The organism is Serratia sp. YC16 (assembly GCF_009707615.1).
GTDB lineage: Bacteria > Pseudomonadota > Gammaproteobacteria > Enterobacterales > Enterobacteriaceae > Serratia > Serratia surfactantfaciens.
Genome location: NZ_WLYN01000017.1, coordinates 18,751 through 36,647, shown reverse-complemented (window position 1 = coordinate 36,647; position 17,897 = coordinate 18,751). Strand labels below are relative to the sequence as shown.

16 protein-coding genes are annotated in these 17,897 nt (G+C 61.8%); 10 read left to right on the top strand and 6 right to left on the bottom strand.

Annotation, left to right across the window (positions count from 1 at the left end; genetic code table 11):
• The 5 genes from GKN89_RS23420 to GKN89_RS23400 all read left to right on the top strand — a co-directional run.
• The coding region (locus GKN89_RS23420) for a thiamine pyrophosphate-dependent enzyme (RefSeq protein WP_230329030.1) at window positions 1-519 on the top strand (519 nt) is incomplete at its 5' end.
• An 11-nt stretch (window positions 520-530) separates the two neighbouring features.
• Window positions 531-1,310, top strand: coding sequence for a hydroxypyruvate isomerase (gene hyi, locus GKN89_RS23415; protein WP_154747871.1), 780 nt, complete (start codon window positions 531-533; stop codon window positions 1,308-1,310).
• A gap of 10 nt (window positions 1,311-1,320) precedes the next feature.
• On the top strand, window positions 1,321-2,202 hold the full coding sequence (gene glxR, locus GKN89_RS23410) for a 2-hydroxy-3-oxopropionate reductase (RefSeq protein WP_154747870.1): 882 nt from the start codon (window positions 1,321-1,323) through the stop codon (window positions 2,200-2,202).
• Window positions 2,203-2,456: 254 nt separating this feature from the next.
• Complete coding sequence (locus tag GKN89_RS23405; RefSeq protein WP_230329029.1) at window positions 2,457-3,710, top strand: MFS transporter; 1,254 nt, start codon at window positions 2,457-2,459, stop codon at window positions 3,708-3,710.
• A 128-nt stretch (window positions 3,711-3,838) separates the two neighbouring features.
• The gene (locus tag GKN89_RS23400) at window positions 3,839-4,981 is read left to right on the top strand and encodes a glycerate kinase (RefSeq protein WP_154747868.1); all 1,143 of its coding nucleotides are present in this window, start codon (window positions 3,839-3,841) and stop codon (window positions 4,979-4,981) included.
• 53 nt (window positions 4,982-5,034) lie between these two features.
• Here the strand turns inward: GKN89_RS23400 and allE are convergent, their stop codons facing one another.
• The 4 genes from allE to allD all read right to left on the bottom strand — a co-directional run bounded on the left by allE (window position 5,035) and on the right by allD (window position 9,603).
• Window positions 5,035-5,820 (bottom strand): (S)-ureidoglycine aminohydrolase, encoded by a 786-nt coding sequence (gene allE, locus GKN89_RS23395; protein WP_019454129.1) that lies wholly within the window; start codon window positions 5,818-5,820, stop codon window positions 5,035-5,037.
• A 57-nt stretch (window positions 5,821-5,877) separates the two neighbouring features.
• Window positions 5,878-7,137 (bottom strand): MFS transporter, encoded by a 1,260-nt coding sequence (locus tag GKN89_RS23390; RefSeq protein ID WP_019454128.1) that lies wholly within the window; start codon window positions 7,135-7,137, stop codon window positions 5,878-5,880.
• Window positions 7,134-8,381, bottom strand: a complete 1,248-nt coding sequence (gene allC / locus GKN89_RS23385) for an allantoate deiminase (RefSeq protein ID WP_019454127.1) — start codon at window positions 8,379-8,381, stop codon at window positions 7,134-7,136. Before allC ends, GKN89_RS23390 begins: the two co-directional genes overlap by 4 nt.
• A 172-nt stretch (window positions 8,382-8,553) precedes the next feature.
• On the bottom strand, window positions 8,554-9,603 hold the full coding sequence (gene allD, locus GKN89_RS23380; protein ID WP_063918869.1) for an ureidoglycolate dehydrogenase: 1,050 nt from the start codon (window positions 9,601-9,603) through the stop codon (window positions 8,554-8,556).
• A 358-nt stretch (window positions 9,604-9,961) separates the two neighbouring features.
• On the opposite strand from allD, the gene GKN89_RS23375 reads away from it, so the two are divergent.
• From GKN89_RS23375 to cfa, 5 genes are all read left to right on the top strand, one after another.
• Entirely contained in the window at window positions 9,962-11,629 is a 1,668-nt protein-coding gene (locus GKN89_RS23375) for an acyl-CoA synthetase FdrA (RefSeq protein WP_154747867.1), read from the top strand.
• A gap of 9 nt (window positions 11,630-11,638) precedes the next feature.
• Window positions 11,639-12,904: a DUF1116 domain-containing protein gene (locus GKN89_RS23370; RefSeq protein WP_015376903.1), complete on the top strand. Its 1,266-nt coding sequence runs from the start codon at window positions 11,639-11,641 to the stop codon at window positions 12,902-12,904.
• Window positions 12,905-12,920: 16 nt separating this feature from the next.
• Window positions 12,921-13,790, top strand: a complete 870-nt coding sequence (locus GKN89_RS23365; protein ID WP_154747866.1) for a DUF2877 domain-containing protein — start codon at window positions 12,921-12,923, stop codon at window positions 13,788-13,790.
• 21 nt (window positions 13,791-13,811) lie between these two features.
• On the top strand, window positions 13,812-14,714 hold the full coding sequence (locus GKN89_RS23360) for a carbamate kinase (protein WP_019454123.1): 903 nt from the start codon (window positions 13,812-13,814) through the stop codon (window positions 14,712-14,714).
• A 195-nt stretch (window positions 14,715-14,909) separates the two neighbouring features.
• A complete protein-coding gene (gene cfa / locus GKN89_RS23355; protein ID WP_019454122.1) occupies window positions 14,910-16,061 on the top strand; it encodes a cyclopropane fatty acyl phospholipid synthase in 1,152 nt (383 codons plus the stop codon).
• A 110-nt stretch (window positions 16,062-16,171) separates the two neighbouring features.
• Here the strand turns inward: cfa and GKN89_RS23350 are convergent, their stop codons facing one another.
• Window positions 16,172-17,026: a co-chaperone YbbN gene (locus GKN89_RS23350; RefSeq protein WP_025160052.1), complete on the bottom strand. Its 855-nt coding sequence runs from the start codon at window positions 17,024-17,026 to the stop codon at window positions 16,172-16,174.
• 78 nt (window positions 17,027-17,104) lie between these two features.
• On the bottom strand, window positions 17,105-17,881 hold the full coding sequence (locus GKN89_RS23345) for an SDR family oxidoreductase (RefSeq protein ID WP_154747865.1): 777 nt from the start codon (window positions 17,879-17,881) through the stop codon (window positions 17,105-17,107).
• Window positions 17,882-17,897: the final 16 nt, after the last annotated feature.

Here is a 17,897-nt window from a genome sequence, read left to right as displayed (position 1 = left end):
GGTTGGACGCTGCCTGCGGCGCTGGGCGTATGCGCCGCCGATCCGCAGCGCAAGGTGGTCGCGCTGTCGGGCGACTATGATTTCCAGTTCATGATCGAAGAGCTGGCGGTCGGCGCGCAGTTCAAGCTGCCGTATATCCATGTGCTGGTGAACAACGCCTATCTGGGGCTGATCCGTCAGGCGCAGCGCGGGTTCGATATGGATTACTGCGTGCAGCTGTCGTTTGAAAACATCAACAACGCGGAGATTGGCGAGTACGGTGTCGATCATGTCAAGGTGGCGGAAGGCCTGGGTTGCAAGGCGCTGCGGGTGTTTAAGCCGGAAGAGATCGCGCCGGCGTTCCGTCAGGCCCAGGAACTGATGCAGCAGCACCGGGTGCCGGTGGTGGTGGAAATCATCCTGGAGCGCGTCACCAATATTTCCATGGGCACCGAGCTGGATAACGTCAACGAGTTCGAACCGGTGGCGGCAACGCCGGAAGACGCCCCGACCTCGGTCAACTTCTTTGATTACCGTTGAGGAACCTTACCATGCCGAAATTTTCAGCCAACCTGTCGATGCTGTTCACTGAAGTCGATTTTATGCAGCGTTTCCGCCGGGCGAAGGAGCAGGGCTTCAGCGCGGTGGAATACATGTTCCCTTACGACTATCCGATCGCGGCGCTGCGCAGCGAACTGGAGGCGCATCGTCTGAGCCAGGTGCTGTTCAACCTGCCGGCCGGCGACTGGGCGGCCGGCGAACGGGGCATCGCCTGCTTGCCGGGGCGCGAAGCGGAGTTCCGCGACGGCGTCGGGCGCGCGATCGAGTATGCGCAGGCGCTGGGCTGCGATCGCATCAACTGCCTGATCGGCAATCCGGATCCTGCCGTCAGCCGCCACACCACTGACGAACGGGTGAAGGAGAATCTGAGCTACGCCGCCGACACCCTGGCGCGGCAAAATATCCGCCTGCTGATCGAACCGATCAACCGCTACGACATGCCGCAGTTCTACCTGCAAACCTCCCGGCAGGCGATCGAACTGATCGAGGCGATCGGCAGCCCCAACCTGTATCTGCAGTACGACCTCTACCACATGCAGCGCATGGAAGGAGAGCTGACGCAGACCCTCGAGCGCCTGCTGGCGAAGATCGACCACATCCAGGTCGCCGACAACCCGGGGCGGCATGAGCCGGGCACCGGTGAAATCAACTGCGAGTTTATCTTCGCGCAGCTGGATCGTATGGGGTATCGCGGCTGGATCGGCTGCGAATACAAACCGCTTACCACCACGGAAAGCGGCCTGTCATGGATTAAAAAATACCTGTCTTGAGGAGATGAAAATGAAAGTGGGATTTATCGGTCTGGGCATCATGGGCGCGCCGATGGCGGAAAAACTGCTGGCGGGCGGGCACACGCTTTACGCCCACACCCGGCACGAGGTGCCGGCAACGTTACTGCAACAGGGGGCCATCGCCTGCCGCGATCCGCAGCAGGTGGCAGATGAGACGGACGTGATCTTCATCATGGTGCCGGATACGCCGCAGGTGGAGGAGGTGCTGTTCGGTGAACGCGGCTGCGCCGCCGGCAAGCTGAACGGCAAAGTGGTGGTGGACATGAGCTCCATTTCACCGCTGGAGACCAAAGTATTCGCGCAGCGCATCAACCAGCTGGGCGCCCAGTTCCTGGACGCGCCGGTTTCCGGCGGCGAAGTGGGCGCCAAACAGGGCACGCTGACCATCATGGTGGGCGGCGAGGAAGCGACCTTCGAACGGGTGAAGCCGCTGCTGGCGCTGATGGGCAAGAACATCACGCTGATCGGCGGCAACGGCGACGGGCAAACCTGTAAGGTCGCCAATCAGATCATCGTGGCGCTGACCATTGAAGCGGTCAGTGAAGCGTTGGTGTTCGCCTCGCGCGCCGGCGCCGATCCGGCCCGGGTACGTGAAGCCCTGATGGGCGGCTTCGCCTCGTCGCGTATCCTCGAGGTGCACGGCGAGCGGATGATCAAGCGGGCGTTCGCGCCGGGGTTCCGCATCTCGCTGCACCAGAAGGATCTCAACCTGGCGCTGCAGGGCGCGAAGGCGCTGGCGCTCAGCCTGCCGAACACCGCCACCTGCCAGGAGCTGTTCAACGTCTGCGCCGCCAATGGCGACGGCGAACTGGATCACTCCGCGCTGGTGCGGGCGCTGGAAATCATGGGCAACCACCGGGTAGCCGGCTAAGGCGCCCGCCGGCATTTAATTTGCCGGCTTATCATTAGAATCAGAGATGTTCGACATTAATAACGCCCTCTTTATGATAAATAAAGAGGGTCCCCGCCAATCCAATAAAAATGATTCAGCACAATAAAAAGTAAAAAGCAGGATGCCAACCCAAGGAGACACTGAATATGGCAACCGATAATGCTGTTATTGATAAAGATATTCTTACCGCCCCTGACAAAAGTCGTTTATATCGAAAAATCGCCTGGCGCATTATGCCCATTCTATTAGTGAGCTATATCGTCGGTTATCTCGATCGGGTGGGGATTTCGTTTTCGAAATTCCAAATGATGCCCGATATTCTGAACGGCAACGTCTCGATGGCCGAAGCCGTTTACGGACTGGGGGCCGGGGTATTTTTCATCGGCTACATCATCGCCGGGGTGCCCAGCAATATTCTGCTGAGCCGCTACGGCGCCAGAAAGATTATCGCGCTGCTGATGGTGGTGTGGGGGGCGATATCGATGCTGAGCATCTTCATCACCAACCCCTGGCAATTCTACCTGGCGCGTTTTCTGCTGGGGCTGGCGGAAGCCGGCTTTTACCCCGGCGTGATCCTCTACCTGACGCTGTGGTTCCCCTCCAGCCAGCGGGCCAAGATGACGGCGCTGTTCGTGTGCGGCATCCCGGTCAGCAACATCATCGGCGGCCCGCTGTGCGGCTGGATCATCGAACACATGAACGGCCTGATGAACCTCTCCGGCTGGCAGTGGCTGTTCTTTATCAGCGGCCCGCGCGCGCTGTTGATCGCCATCGTCATTTTTTGCTTCCTGGATAATACCTATCAGAGCGCCAAGTGGCTCAGCCCGCAGGAGAAGGCGCTGATCAAGGAGGATATGGAGCAGAGCGCGCCGCGTCAGGGCGCCGCCGGCGGGCAGGAGTGGACGATGAAAAGCATGCTGAGGTCGTCCGCGTTCACCAAAATGTGGCTGATTTGCTTCTGTACGGTGATGGGGCAAGGCGGGCTGGCGTTTTGGGTGCCCACCATCATTCGCGACACCGGCGTGACCTCGGTGATGGATATCGGGCTGCTGACCATGCTGCCGTACATGCTGGCGGTGGTGGCGATGCTGGTGGCCGCGCGCAGTTCGGACAAGCATCGCGAGCGGCGCTGGCACATTATCGTGCCGTTCTGCATCGCGGCGGTGTCGCTGATCTTTATCGGCCTGTTCCCGGACAACAAGCATGTGGTGATGACGGCGCTGTGCGTGGCGGTGGCCTCGAGCCTGGTGCCGTCGCCGCTGTTCTGGAGCTTGCCGAATGCCATCTTTACCGGCACCTGCGCCGCAGCGGGCATCGCGCTCATCAATTCCATCGCCAATATCGGCGGATTTATTTCGCCTTACATCATCGGCTATTTCAAACAGCTGACCCACAGCAATTTGGCGGCGATGTGCGTTTTGTCGGCGATGATGATCGTGGGCGCATTATTAACCTACAGCGTGCCGGCGAAATGGGTCAACAAATAACACTTTCCTTCATCTTAATTAAATAGTCGGCAACAGTTTTATTTTATTTCGCCATGCGTTTCTCCTCTGATTAATTCAGCGGGGGAAGGCATGGCCGTTTTTATTTCTGTTCGAATAAAGGATGCGTCATGAAAATTGTTATTGCACCGGATTCATTTAAAGAAAGCGTCAGCGCGGAATTGGCGGCGCGGGCGATCGCGCGCGGCTTTCACGAGGTTTATCCCGATGCCGAGTGCGTCTGCCTGCCGATCGCCGATGGCGGCGAAGGCTCGGTGGACGCGCTGGTGGCCGCCACCGGCGGGCGCAAGGTGAGCGTGACCGCCACGGGCCCGCTGGGGGAACGGGTGGCGGCGTTTTACGGCGTCAGCGGCGACGGCAAGACGGCGGTGATCGAGATGGCGGCGGCCAGCGGATTGATGCTGACGCCGGCGGAACGCCGTAACCCGCTGCTGGCCACCAGCTACGGCACCGGCGAACTGATCCTGCATGCGCTGGATCAGGGCATTCGCCACCTGATCCTCGGCATCGGCGGCAGCGCCACGGTGGATGGCGGCGTCGGCATGGTGCAGGCGCTGGGCGGCCGCTTTTATCGTCCGGACGGCAGGGCGCTGCCGTGGGGCGGCGGCGAGCTGGCGACGCTGAGCGGAATCGATCTCGGCGCGCTGGATGCGCGCCTGCGGCAGTGCCGGATAGAGGTCGCCTGCGACGTAGACAATCCGCTGGTGGGGCCGCGCGGCGCGGCGGCGGTGTTCGGGCCGCAGAAGGGCGCGACGGCAGCGATGGTGGCGCAGTTGGAACAGGGCCTGACGCAGTATGCCGAGGTGATCCGCCAGAGCACCGGCCGCGACGTGCGACAGGTCGCCGGCGGCGGGGCGGCGGGCGGCATGGGGATCGCCTGCCAGGTGTTTCTCGGCGCAACGCTGAAGCCGGGTATCGAGATCGTGATGGCGGCGCTGGACCTGGAGCAGGCGCTGGAGGAGGCCGATTTGCTGATCACCGGTGAAGGGCGCATCGACAGCCAAACGCTGGGCGGCAAGGCGCTGTCCGGCGTCGCTCGTCTGGCGCGGGCGCGCGGCCTGCCGGTCATCGCGTTGGCCGGCGTGGTGGAGGACGGGGCGGAAGCGTTGCACGCGCAGGGAATCGACGCGATGTTCAGCATTCTGCCGCGCCTGAGCACGCTGGCGGTCGCGCTGTCGCAAGGGGAACTCAACCTGCAGCGCAGCGCCACCAACGTCGCCCGCGCGATGCGTATCGGCCGGCAATTGAGATAAAAAAGAAGGCCACGCTGCGCGAGCAGGTGGCCTGGGTTTTGGCGGCGAAGCGCTTACGGCTCGACGTCGCGGTTGCAGTCCTTGGAGTAGATGTAGCTGAAGGTTTCCTGGCCAACCGCATAGCCTGCCTGCTGCACATAGGCGCCCATGAAGATGTAGTCGCCTTGTTTCACCGGCATCCATTCATTGTCCAGGTTGTACACGCCTGCGCCGCTGAGAATGTAGGCGCCATGCTCCTGCACGTGGGTCTCGATATAGCCGTGGCTGGCGCCGGGGGCGAAGGAGAGGATGTGCATATTCATGTCGAAGCCCAGATCTTTCGGCAGCAGATCCTGCAGGATCACCTCGCTCATGCCCTCGTAGTGGATCTGCTCCAGGTTGGCGACGTTGTTGCTGACCACGTGCGCCTCGTAGCCCTTGATGCGCTGGTAGCGGCGCTTGTAGAGGAACAGGCGGCTGGATTGGCCGCCGTTGGCGTTTTCCAGCCGCATGGTGACGCCCGCCGGGCAGTAAAGATAGCCGCCGGCGGTCAGCGGGTAGTCGGTGGCGTCGGCGGAAGCGGTGATGGCGCCGTCGATGACGTACACGAAGGTTTCGATCTCTTCGCCGCCAAAGCCTTTGGTGTTGCGGCCGCAGTCGTGCAGCGTAACCAGATAGTCGACGAAGGTGGCGCCCAGTTTCGGCGTCGACAAGATGGTGACGTCGCAGTTTTCAAAACCGGGAATGACGTTGCGCACCAGGCCGTTCGGCGGGATCAGCGCATAGTTGCCGCGTTTGATGATGGCGCGCGTTGACAGAATGTCGGTTGGATAACCGGTTTGATTGTTGAAGTAACCCACGTTGATTCTCCTGATCGTTGAAAGGGCGCCGCGGCGGCGCCCGGTAAAAAAGCGCCGTCAGGCCTCGGTGGCCGTTCGGGTTGGCGTAGTGCGTTTCATCAAGACGTTGACGGTAAAGAAGATGGCGGTGCCCACCAGCAGGATGGCGGCGGAGATGTAAAAGCCCATCACCTTGGAGCCGGTGCTGTCGGAGATTACGCCGGTCAGGAAGGGGGCGATTACCGACGAGGACATACCAAAGAAGTTGAACACGCCGAAGCTGGTGCCATAGCCTTTCTTCGGCGCGTTGTCGGCGACGAAGGAGATCATGATCGGATCGACCGCCAGCTTACCCAGCAGCCCGTACAGGATCAGGCTTATCAGCAGCATGGTGGAGTCCGGCGAAATGACGGTGCAGACCAGCATTACCGCCGCGCACAGCTCGAGGAAAATGATCAGCTGCACTTTCTTGTTGCGGAAACGGTCGGACATGCGGCTGAAGAACAGCGCACCCGGCACCGACGCGAAGGCCACCAGGGCGGAGGAGAAGCCGATGGCCACCCCTTCAAAGCCGCGCTCTTGCTGCAGGAACGAGGGCAGCCAGGTGACTATCATGTAGTAGCCGTAGCAGGTGGCGAAGTACATCGCGTAGGCGGAGATCATGCGCAGGCTGAACAGGCCGCTGGCCTGACCGTCCTCTTCGGGCTCGAGCGCCGCCGGTGCAACGGTCTGGCTGACGGCTGCCGGCGCTTGAGGCTGCGAGCTTTTGATGACCACGGCGAACACCAGCGTCATCACTACCAGCAGGCCGGTGATGATGAACAGCATGATCTGCCAGTTCATGTTAAAGCTTTTCACCAGCAGGCTGGAGGCGATCAGGCCGATGGCCATGCCGAGCGCCGAGCCGCTGTTGATCACCGCGGTCGCCAGGCCACGGCGCTCCAGCGGGATATTCTCCGACGACAGGGAGTAAGCCGAGCCGTAATAAGAGCCGCAGCCCATGCCCGCCAGCAGGCTGCCGGCATAGACCATGGTCAGGCTGGTGGCGTTGCCGATCAGCAAGGTGGCGATGATGAACAGGCAGAAGCCCGGGATCAACACCACCTTCTTGCCGAATTTGTCCACCAGGATGCCCGCCGGGATCTGCATGCCGGTATAGGCGAAGAAGTAGAAGCTGGCGATCAGTCCCATTTCCGCATTGGAGTGCGCGCCGATGGTCTGTTGGATCTCGGGGAAGATCGGCGTCAGAACGGTGCGATAGATCCAGATCACCGCCCAGCCCAGACAGAGCACGACGACGATCTTTTTCCAGTAGCGCGGGTCGATGTCGTTGCTCATGCCTCGGCCCCCTGTTCGGTGTAGGCCAGCTGATACAGCGTCTGCGCCAGGATTTTCACCCCTTCGTTCAGATCGGCGACGGCGGTTTTTTCCGCCGGGTTATGGCTGATGCCGGCGATGCTCGGCACGAACATCATCACCGTCGGCACGCGCGGGGCGAAAATTTGCGAGTCGTGCCCGGCGCCGCTGTGCATCATGCGGTAATTCAGCCGCTGCGTTTCACACAGGCGGCTGACGCAGGCCACCAGCTGTTCGTTCATCGGGATCGGTGCTTCGTCCATCCACAGATCGATCTCGGCCTCGATGCCCATCTCGGCGCAGATGCGCTGGATATCCTGCTCGATCTCCTGCGTGAAGCGCAGCAGCGCGGCCTGATCGGTATGGCGGCAGTCGAGGGTGAAGTGGGTGAAGCCCGGCACCACGTTGACGGTGTTCGGCTTCGGCTCCACCTTGCCGAAGGTCAGCACCAGCGGATCGCCCTCGGCGCGCGCCTTGGCGATCGATTCGCAGCAGATGCGGCTGAAGGCGTGCACGGTATCCCGGCGGTAGCTCATCGGGGTGGTGCCGGCGTGGTTGGCTTCGCCCTGCAGCCGCACGTCATAGCGCCGTTGGCCGACGATGCTGGTCACCACGCCGAGGGTTTTGCCTTCGGTTTCCAGCACTTTACCCTGCTCGATATGGATCTCGACGAAGGCCGCGATATCGCTGCGCAGCGGCTGATGCGGCGGCGGGAAATCGAAACCGGCGTCGCGCATGGCGTTGACGAAGCCGACGCCCTTGGCGTCCGTAATGTGCTGCACATCTTCCCGCCGGGCCAGGCCGACGATGTTCTTGCTGCCCCAGAACACATAGGGGAAGCGGCTGCCTTCTTCTTCCGCCAGCGCGATGACTTCCAGGCTGCGCAGCGGCGGGCCGTAGGTATCCTTGAGGTATTTGATCGCCATAAAGGCGGCTTCGATACCGAACTGGCCGTCGAGGTTGCCGCCGTTGACCACCGTGTCGATGTGCGAACCGGAGAGAATCACCTGGTCGGGGTATTTGCTGCCCTCCAGCCGCCCGAACAGGTTTCCGACCGCATCAAAATGGGTGCTCAGCCCGGCGGCGTCGAAGGCGTTTTTCAACGCGTGCTGCGCCTCGATCCATTCCGGGGTATAAAGCAGACGCGTCATGCCGCCGCTGGGGTCGGCGCCGATTTTCGATAACCAGCCGGAAATATCACGGATTTCTTGTTGGAAGTCTTTCATGTTTACCTGCCCGCATGTTGTGTCTCAGCGGCGATGCGGCCAGGGCGGATGATATTCGCCGCCGGCCGACCTATTGCGCTGAGCGCGCTGATGAAGGTTTTCTTTTTTCTCCCCGGCTCTGCAATATCAACCGCGAGCCGCGGCGGAAAAAGCCCACGATAATAAGATTGCGTTAACTGGCGAAGGGGTCTTTGTGGTCGTAAGAACGCTGGTAAATATCATTTGAAATTAAGTATTGATAAATGTCGTCGACGATTTCGATACCGTTTTTCTCGCTTTCCATTTCACGCGCATGGCTGTTCTGTCCCGGGTAAAGCACTTTACTGACACCCGGCGCCGGTTTAACGGCGTTCAACTCTTTCATGACCTGGCTGATATTTTTACGGAACGCCGATTCGTTGGTGAAATAACCTGGATTCAGCACGATATGCAATTGGCCCAATTCCCGGCCGGCGCTGAGATCGTGATACATCGAGCTGACGTGTTTGCCGAACGGCAGGCCGAGCAAAATGCCCGACAGCACGTCGACCATCATCATCAGGCCGTAGCCTTTCGGCCCGGCGATCGGCAGCAGGCCGCTGACGGCGAACGGATCGGTGGTGTGCTTGCCCTCGGCGTCCACCGCCCAGGTGTCGGGAATGACGGCGTTGCGCGAGCGGGCGTCCAGCACTTTGCCCCAGGCCTGCACGGTGGTGGCCATGTCGAAGGTAATCAGCTCGTCGCCTTCACCCGGCGCGGAGAAGGCGATAGGGTTGGTGCCGTAATAGACTTCGGCGCCGCCGTACGGCACCACCATCGGATCGGATTGGCACAGCGAGATGCCGACCATGCCGGCGCGCGCCGCCTGCTGCACGAAGTACGACAGCGCGCCGCTGTGGCCGATGCGGCGAACGCCCACCACCGCAACGCCGCTCTCTTTCGCCATCTCGATGGCGCGATCCATGCTCAGCTTGGCCGCCACGTGCCCGGCGCCGTTGTCGCCGTCGAAAATGGCACTGCAGGGGCCGGTTTTTTCAAAGGTGAAATGCGGGTGATTGTTGGTGCCGCCTTTACTGATACGTTCGGAATAGTATTCGACCCTGACCGCGCCGTGGGAGTGGATGCCGCGCGCATCGGCATGAACCAGCACGTCGGCGACGATGCCGGCGTGCTCCTGGCTCAGGCCGGCGGCGTGAATTTTTTGCTGGATAAGCTGGTGTAATTGTTGTTTAGAGACCTTCATATACAGTCCTTTTATCACTACGGTTTATTTAATTCGCCTCTGCGTTGTAATGTATAAATACCGGGGGGGAATAATGTGATCCAGATGCGTTTTATTCGATTGGATTAAAAATTCGTTGAATTAAATCGTCATTGTTAGAAGTTTTTTATAAATGAATTCCTCGCGTCTGGATTAACTAATATTCAAGGGATTAAATTATTTTTTCTAACAATGAATAAAGTGTGACCGCACTCACCTCTGGGCGTGATTTTAATTTGTAGCTTGATAATTAACCTTTTCGCTGGATTCAATGCATCGCCGTGCTGCCGGTACGGGAAATATTGCCGATATTATTAAATGCTGTCTTAAGGATATCACCATGATCCATGCTTTTATTAAAAAGGGGAGCTTTCAGGATTCCGTCAGCCTGATGTTGATCTCCCGCAAACTCAGTGAGTCTCCCAAGGTCGAGGAAATATCCGTCATGATGGGGACACCGGCCAATAAATCCTTATTGGAGGTGACCGGTTTCTGGCACCCGCAGTTTAGCGAAGCGACGCCGAACGATATTTGCGTGGCGATCAAAGCGGAGTCCGCCGACGAGACGATCGCCGAGGAGATCGGCGCGGCGCTGGAGGCGGCGCTCAAGGCGATTGCGCAGGGCAGCCAGGGCGGCAAAAAGCTGCTGCGGGCACGCAGCTGGCGCACAGCCCGGCAGAAGCTGCCGGCCGCCAATCTGGCGCTGATCTCGATCGCCGGCGAATACGCGGCGGAGTTGGCGGATCGGGCGCTGGAAGACGGCTGCAACGTGATGATGTTCTCCGACAACGTCAGCCCGGCGCAGGAAGTGGCGCTGAAAACCAAGGCGCGCGAGCGTGGGCTGATCGTGATGGGGCCGGACTGTGGCACCGCCTGCATCGCCGGCGCGCCGCTGGCGTTTGCCAACGTGGCGCCCGCCGGATCCATCGGCGTGGTCGGCGCCTCCGGCACCGGCATTCAGGAGCTGATCTCGCAAATTACCCTGGCGGGACAGGGCATCTCGCACGCTATCGGCCTGGGCGGGCGGGATCTGACGGCGGAGATCGGCGGCATCAGCGCCATCAGCGCGCTGCGCATGCTGGCGGCGGACCCGCAGAGCCAGGTGCTGGCGTTCGTGTCCAAACCGCCGGCACCCGAGGTGCGTCAGCGGGTGATCGACGAAATGAAAGCGCTCGGCAAGCCGGTGGTGGCGCTGTTCCTGGGCGCGCAGTCCGCCGTGCGTCAGGATGGCAACATCACGTTCGCCGCCACGCTGGATGAAGCGGCGCGCCTGGCGGCGATGCTGGGCTGCGTGCAGCAACAGGCGGCGCAACAGCCCGCGGTGCCCGGCGGCAAAATCGCCGGACTGTACGCCGGCGGCACGCTGGCGGCCGAATGCGCGATGTTGCTGGCGGAAAAACTGCGCTTGCCGGTGGATAGCGAGCACCCGCGCGGCGCCATGCTGGTGGCCGATGGCCATCGCATCATCGACATGGGCGATGACTTTTATACCCAGGGACGCCCGCACCCGATGATTGACCCGACCGCCCGCAATCAAGAAATCGCCCTCCTGGCGCAGCAGCCGCAGACCGGCGTGTTGCTGCTGGACGTGGTGATCGGCTTCGGCGCCCAAGACGATCCGGCGGCGTCGCTGGCGGACGAGGTGGCCAAGGTGCGCGCGGCGCGCGGCGCGGCCCAGCCGCTGGCGGCGATCGCTACCGTCACCGGCACCGAACAGGATCCGCAGCAGCGCTCGCGGCAAATCGCCACCCTGCAGGAGGCCGGCATCGCGGTGATGCCGTCGCTGCCGGCGGCGGTCGCGCTGGCGCATCAGCTGATTACCCCCGCCTTACCCGCACCTGAACGCGAACGGCCGGCCTTGCTGGACGGCGTCGCGGTGATCAACGCCGGGCTGCGCAGCTTCGCCGATGACCTGCAAACCAGCGATATTCCGGTGGTGCATTACCAGTGGGCGCCGGTGGCCGGTGGCGATCAACGATTAGCCAACATCTTGAAAAAATTAAAGTAAGGAACCGCTATGTACGCAACGATTGAGCAAGCAAACGCCGCCGTTATCGCCCGTATCCGCGAGGCGCGCCCGCACTGGCAGGATGTGGATCTGGCGCATCGGTTGATCCCGCAGCTGGCTGAAGGACGCAAGCTGTTGCACGCCGGGCCGCCGGTCACCTGGCAAGAGATGAGCGGTCCGGTACGCGGTGCCTGCATCGGCGCCTGCCTGTTCGAAGGCTGGGCGCAGGATGAGCAGCAGGCACTGGCGCTGCTGGAGCAAGGGGAAATCGAGTTTATCCCATGCCATAGCGTGAGCGCGGTGGGGCCGATGGGTGGCATTACTTCGGCCCACATGCCGATGGTGGTGGTCAGGAACACTGTCCACGGCAACTACGCCTACTGCAACATGAACGAAGGCATCGGTAAGGTGATGCGCTTCGGCGCCTATGGCGAGGATGTGCAGCAGCGCCTGCGCTGGATGCGCGACTCTTTGGCCCCGGTGCTGAAAGCGGTGCTGGCGACGCTGGAGGAGGGGATCGATCTGACCGCGCTGATGGCGCAGGCGATCAGCATGGGGGATGAGTTCCACCAGCGCAATATCGCGGCCTCGGCGCTATTGATGCGCAGGTTGGCGCCGGAGATTAGCCTGCTGCCTCGCGATAAGGCGGAGCTGGCGCAGGTGATGCAGTTCCTCAGTATCACCGATCAGTTCTTCCTCAATCTGGCGATGGCTTACTGCAAGGCGGCGATGGATGCGGGAGCGGAGATTGAGCAGGGCACCATCGTCACGGTGATGACCCGCAACGGCAAGAACTTCGGCATCAAGATCAGTGGCATGGGCGATCGTTGGTTCACTGCGCCGGTGAACACGCCGGAGGGGCTGTTCTTCTCCGGCTTCAGCCAGGCGGACGCCAACCCGGACATCGGCGACAGCGCGATCACCGAAACCTTCGGCATCGGCGGGGCGGCGATGGTGGCGGCCCCGGGCGTGACGCGATTCGTCGGGGCTTCCGGCGGCATGAGCGCCGCCACCGACATCTCCGAGGAAATGGCGGAGATCTATCTTGAGCGCAACATGATGCTGCAGATCCCGACCTGGGACTTCCAGGGCGCCTGCCTGGGGCTGGATGCACGCCGGGTAGTGGAAACCGGCATCACGCCGCTGATCAACACCGGCATAGCCCACCGCGAAGCCGGGGTCGGGCAGATCGGCGCCGGCACGGTGCGCGCGCCGCTCGGTTGTTTCGAGAAGGCGATCGAAGCGCTGGCCGATAAGCTCGGCATCACGGCGTAAGCGAACGGAGGGGCGTATGGACATTGTCGCGCTGGCCGGCAGCCGCCATGTGACGCAGGACTATGGCGCGCTGCGCTGCGTCGGCAGCTTCAACAACGCGATCAATTTCCTGACGGAAAATGCGCGGTTGCTGACGCTGCACCGCGCCGGCAGCGGCCTGAGCCCGATGGGGTGGCAGCTTGGCGCGCGGGATTTCGACCGCGTGCGTCATGCGATACCGTCCGTACGGCACTGCGCTTTCTCCACCACTGGCATCTTGCTGGATGCGCTTCTTGTCCGGCCCGCCGCGATGGCGCGGGATCTGGCGCTGGCGCAGCGGGCGGCCATTGCCGATTGGCCGCTGACGGCGGTGTTGCAGCACAGCACCGCACTGTGCGGATTACACGGTGAAATCGGTCGGCTGGTGAAGCGGCCATTAACGCCGGAGCCGGCCGGGCTGGCGCGGGATCTCTCTCGTTGGCTGCGGGGCGGCGCGGTCGACTGGCGCCATACGCTGGGCAAAGGGCCGGGGCTGACGCCCAGCAACGACGACACCTTGCTCGGTCTGTTGTTGAGCGCGCACCTCGACAGCCGCATCCAGGTCGCCAGGCTGACGCCGTTTTTCGCCCATACGCCACCGCTGGACACGCTGACCACGCTGGTGAGCGCGCACTACCTGCATTACGCCGAGCAGGGCGTGTTCGCCACGCCGCTGCATACGCTGGCGCAGGGGCTGCAGGTGCCTGAAGACGTATCGGCGGCGGTGGCGGCGGTGCTGAGCCTGGGGCATTTCTCGGGGGCGGACACGCTGCTGGGCGTGTGGCTGGGGGTGACGACGATTAACGCACTGTGCGGCGCGCGGTGTGAACACGAGGGCCGGATCGCGGATTCGGCCGGGACGGTATGATTTCAACTACGGGTGCAAACCATGAAAACCTTGGTCATTGCGTTGGGCGGCAACGCCCTGTTGCAGCGCGGAGCCGTGCTCTCTGCGGAAAATCAGTATAAGAGCATCGCCCTCATCGCCGACGCCATCGGCAAGCTGGCGCAGAAGTACCGCATCGCCATCGTGCACGGCAACGGCCCGCAGGTGGGGCTGCTGGCGTTGCAAAACCTGGCGTACCGCGATGTGCCTCCCTATCCGCTGGATATTCTGGTGGCGGAAAGCCAGGGCATGATCGGTTATATGCTGACGCAACAGCTGAATGCCAGCCATCCGCAGCAGCCGGTGTCCACGCTGCTGACGCGGGTGCTGGTGGATGCGCAGGATGCGGATTACCAGGCGCCGAGCAAGTTCATCGGGCCGGTGTATGCGCCGGAACAGCGGCAGGCGCTGGAGGCCAGGTTCGGCTGGACGCTGAAGGCGGACGGTAACTACATTCGCCGGGTGGTGCCTTCGCCGGCGCCGCAGAAGATCCTCGACATCGAGGCGATCACCTTGCTGCTGTCGCAGCGGCATATCGTGATCTGCAACGGCGGCGGCGGCATCCCGATGATTGCCGGCGAGGATGGGCTGACGGGCAGCGAAGCGGTGATCGACAAAGATCTGGCGGCGGCGCTGTTGGCGGAACAGGTGGGCGCCGATCATCTGGTGATCCTCACCGACGCCGACGCGGTGTACCAGGAGTGGGGCACGCCACGCCAGCGCGCCATTCGTCGCGCCACCACGCAGGAGCTGGCGCCGATGGCGGTGGCGGACGGCGCCATGGGGCCGAAGATCATGGCGGTCAGCCGCTTCGTCGATCGCACCGGGCGGACGGCGCATATCGGTGGCCTGCAGGATATCGACGCGGTGCTGGCGGGCCAGGCCGGCACCGCCATTTTACCTTAGTTGCCGTCGGTTTATCCGCGCCCGCGTTGGCGCGGATAAGTATGCCAAAACGGCATGATTTCAATAATTTTTATTCATTTCATGATGTTGCTCACCTTGGCTAGAGTAAAAACACCCCCTGTGTTTAACGTCAAAAATTTGTCATTTTTATTTGCGACTATGCTTTTTGAAATGACATTTCGGCCAAGGATTGTTATGGATTCGCTCAGTGTTGATGAACTCGCCCAGAAGAACGACCGCTGGTATCGCATTGTAGAGGAGATGCTGGCCGAAGCCGGCGTCGCCATCAATGGCCCGCGCGCCTGGGATATTCGGGTGCACAACCCGGCGCTGTTCAAACGCATTTTGCAGGAAGGCTCGCTCGGCTTCGGCGAAGGTTATATGGACGGTTGGTGGGAGTGCGAACGGCTGGACGTGTTGTTTACCCGCATTCTGCAGGCCGGCGTCGACGAGCGGCTGCCGAAAAGCCTGAGCGACATCGCGCGCATCGCCTATGCCCGGCTGTTCAACCGCCAATCGCGCAAGCGCGCCTGGCAGGTGGGCAAAGAGCACTACGACATCGGCAACGATCTGTTCCGGGCGATGCTCGATCCTTACATGCAATACTCCTGCGGCTACTGGAAAGAGGCGCAGACGCTGGAGCAGGCGCAGCAGGCCAAGCTCAGGATGATCTGCGAAAAGCTGCAGCTGAAACCGGGCATGACGTTGCTGGATATCGGCTGCGGCTGGGGCGGGTTGGCGCAGTTTGCGGCGCAAAACTACGGCGTCTCGGTGCACGGCGTGACCATTTCTGCCGAGCAGCAGAAGCTGGCGCAGGAACGTTGCGCCGGGCTGGACGTCGAGATTTTACTGCAGGACTATCGCGATCTGGACCGCCAGTTCGACCGCATCGTGTCGGTCGGCATGTTCGAGCACGTCGGGCCGAAGAACTACGATACCTATTTCAGCGTCGCGGCGCGCAACCTGAAGCCGGACGGCCTGTTTTTGTTGCACACTATCGGTTCCAATCAAACCGACCTTAACGTCGACGCCTGGATAGACAAATACATCTTCCCCAACGGCTGCCTGCCTTCGGTGCGGCATATCGCCGAGGCCAGCGAAGGGCGTTTCGTGATGGAGGATTGGCATAACTTCGGTGCCGATTACGATCGCACGCTGATGGCCTGGCTGGAGAATTTCAAACGGGCGTGGCCGGAATTGGCGGGCGGTTATTCCGAGCGCTTCGAACGGATGTTCACTTATTACCTGAACGCCTGCGCCGGCGCGTTTCGTTCGCGCAACATTCAGCTGTGGCAGGTGTTGTTCAGCCCGGCGGGCGTAGAGGGTGGGGTGCGGGTCTATCGCTAATCCCCGTCATATTTCAAGCTGACTGCACGTTCGAGCCCTGGTCGCTTAGTTATCTAAGCTCCCAGGGCTTCACGTTTGCCACCTGGATGCAGCTTCAGGGATGACGGATATCAGTACAGCAGGGAGTACAGCTGGCGGCGATATTTAGCGGCCAGCGCGTCGCCGGTGCCGAGCGCGGCCAGAATATCCATCAGAGTCTTGCGCGCGTTGCCGTTGGCGGCGGCCAGATCTTTCTTCAGATGCCCCATCAGCAGTTCCAGCGCTTCTTCGTTACGCCCGACCTGATGCAGCTGCAGCGCCAGCTGCACCGCCAGCTCGACGTTGTCCGGCTGCTGCTGCACCTGCTGTTGCAGCTGTTGGATCTCCGGCGTGTCCGCTGCCTGCTTCAACAATTCAATCTGCGCCACCAGGCCTTGATAGCGAGTATCGCGATCCTGCAGCGGGATGGTTGCCAGTACCGCTTCGGCGTCTTCACTGCGGCTGAGCGCGATCTGGGTTTCAGCCAGCGTCAGGCCGATGTCGCTGCGCTGCTGGCTGCTCTGCCAGGCGTCTTTCAGCAGCGGCAGCGCTTCGGCGGCGTTGCCGGCGGCCAGCAGTTCCTGCGCCTGCGCCAGTTTCAGATCTTCTTCCTTCGGCAGGAAACGCTGCAGCAGGTCGCGGATCGCTTCTTCCGGCTGCGGGCCCTGGAAGCCGTCGACCGGCTGGCCGTCTTTGAACAGATAAACCGTCGGGATAGAACGCAGCCCGAACTGGGAGGCGATCATCTGCTCGGCGTCGCAGTCCACCTTGGCCAGAATGAACTGACCGGCGTATTCCGCCGCCAGCTTGTCCAGCACCGGCGTGAGCTGCAGGCAGTGTTGGCTGCGCTCGGACCAGAAGTAGAACAGCACCGGAATGGACATCGACTGTTCCAGCGTCTGGTGCAGGTTAGTTTCGTTAATATCAACAACAGCTTGAGCTAGCATCTCTTTTTCTCTCTGATCGTGCGGAGCCATGGGGTGTAGATGGGGGCGCGCCGCCATTCTTCAACCCCGACGGGCGAATTAAGCGTTGCTGCGCAGCAGCCAATCCAGGCAGCGGCCCGGCAAAATGCGGCGCAGCATGCTCATCGCGTGCGCCAGCAGGGTCACCGGGTAGCGCAATTTGGCGCGCGGGCTTTCCAGCGCGTGGCGCAATTTGGGCAGAATGGCCTCCGGCGTCAGCGTCAGGCGTTTGGCGATGCCGGGATTGTGCACCGGCTTGTCGCTCTGCGCCTGGTTGACGTTCTGGCTAAAGTGGGTGGAGATCGGCCCCGGCTCGATCAGGCTGACCTGAATGCCGCTGCCGTGCAGCTCCATGCGCAGCGCGTCCGACCAGGCTTCCAGCGCGAACTTGCTGGCGGCATAGGCGCCGCGTCCGGCGCTGGAGACCAGGCCCATCACCGAACTGGTCTGAATGATGCGCCCTTCACCGTGCGGCAACATCGCCGGCAACAGCAGCTGGGTCAGTTGGTGGGTGCCGAACAGGTTGGTGGAGAACTGCCGCTCCAGCTGGCTGCGCGAAATGCGGCTGAGCGGGCCGTAAACGCCGAACCCGCCATTGTTGAACAGGCCGTACAGGCGGCCGCCGGTCAGCGCGATCACTTCGGCGGCGGCGCGCTCGACGCTGGCGCTGTCGTCCAGATCCAGCTCGATGCCTTCCAGCCCGAGCTGGCGCATGTTTTCCACGTCCTGCGGCTTGCGGCAGGCGGCCAGCACCCGATAGCCGCGGTTGCGCAGATCCTGCGCCGCAATCAACCCAATCCCGCTGGAACAGCCGGTTATCAATACCGCTTTTTGCATAACTTTACCTAGTGTA

Excerpts from the sequence above, each read along its gene's own strand:
- glxR (WP_154747870.1), top strand. The coding sequence starts at position 1,321 with ATGAAAGTGGGATTTATCGGTCTGGGCATCATGGGCGCGCCGATGGCG.
- GKN89_RS23350 (WP_025160052.1), bottom strand. The coding sequence starts at position 17,026 with ATGCTAGCTCAAGCTGTTGTTGATATTAACGAAACTAACCTGCACCAG.
- hyi (WP_154747871.1), top strand. The coding sequence starts at position 531 with ATGCCGAAATTTTCAGCCAACCTGTCGATGCTGTTCACTGAAGTCGAT.
- allD (WP_063918869.1), bottom strand. The coding sequence starts at position 9,603 with ATGAAGGTCTCTAAACAACAATTACACCAGCTTATCCAGCAAAAAATT.
- GKN89_RS23405 (WP_230329029.1), top strand. The coding sequence starts at position 2,457 with ATGCCCATTCTATTAGTGAGCTATATCGTCGGTTATCTCGATCGGGTG.
- GKN89_RS23345 (WP_154747865.1), bottom strand. The coding sequence starts at position 17,881 with ATGCAAAAAGCGGTATTGATAACCGGCTGTTCCAGCGGGATTGGGTTG.
- GKN89_RS23390 (WP_019454128.1), bottom strand. The coding sequence starts at position 7,137 with ATGAGCAACGACATCGACCCGCGCTACTGGAAAAAGATCGTCGTCGTG.
- allC (WP_019454127.1), bottom strand. The coding sequence starts at position 8,381 with ATGAAAGACTTCCAACAAGAAATCCGTGATATTTCCGGCTGGTTATCG.
- GKN89_RS23365 (WP_154747866.1), top strand. The coding sequence starts at position 12,921 with ATGGACATTGTCGCGCTGGCCGGCAGCCGCCATGTGACGCAGGACTAT.
- GKN89_RS23370 (WP_015376903.1), top strand. The coding sequence starts at position 11,639 with ATGTACGCAACGATTGAGCAAGCAAACGCCGCCGTTATCGCCCGTATC.
- GKN89_RS23360 (WP_019454123.1), top strand. The coding sequence starts at position 13,812 with ATGAAAACCTTGGTCATTGCGTTGGGCGGCAACGCCCTGTTGCAGCGC.
- GKN89_RS23400 (WP_154747868.1), top strand. The coding sequence starts at position 3,839 with ATGAAAATTGTTATTGCACCGGATTCATTTAAAGAAAGCGTCAGCGCG.
- GKN89_RS23375 (WP_154747867.1), top strand. The coding sequence starts at position 9,962 with ATGATCCATGCTTTTATTAAAAAGGGGAGCTTTCAGGATTCCGTCAGC.
- cfa (WP_019454122.1), top strand. The coding sequence starts at position 14,910 with ATGGATTCGCTCAGTGTTGATGAACTCGCCCAGAAGAACGACCGCTGG.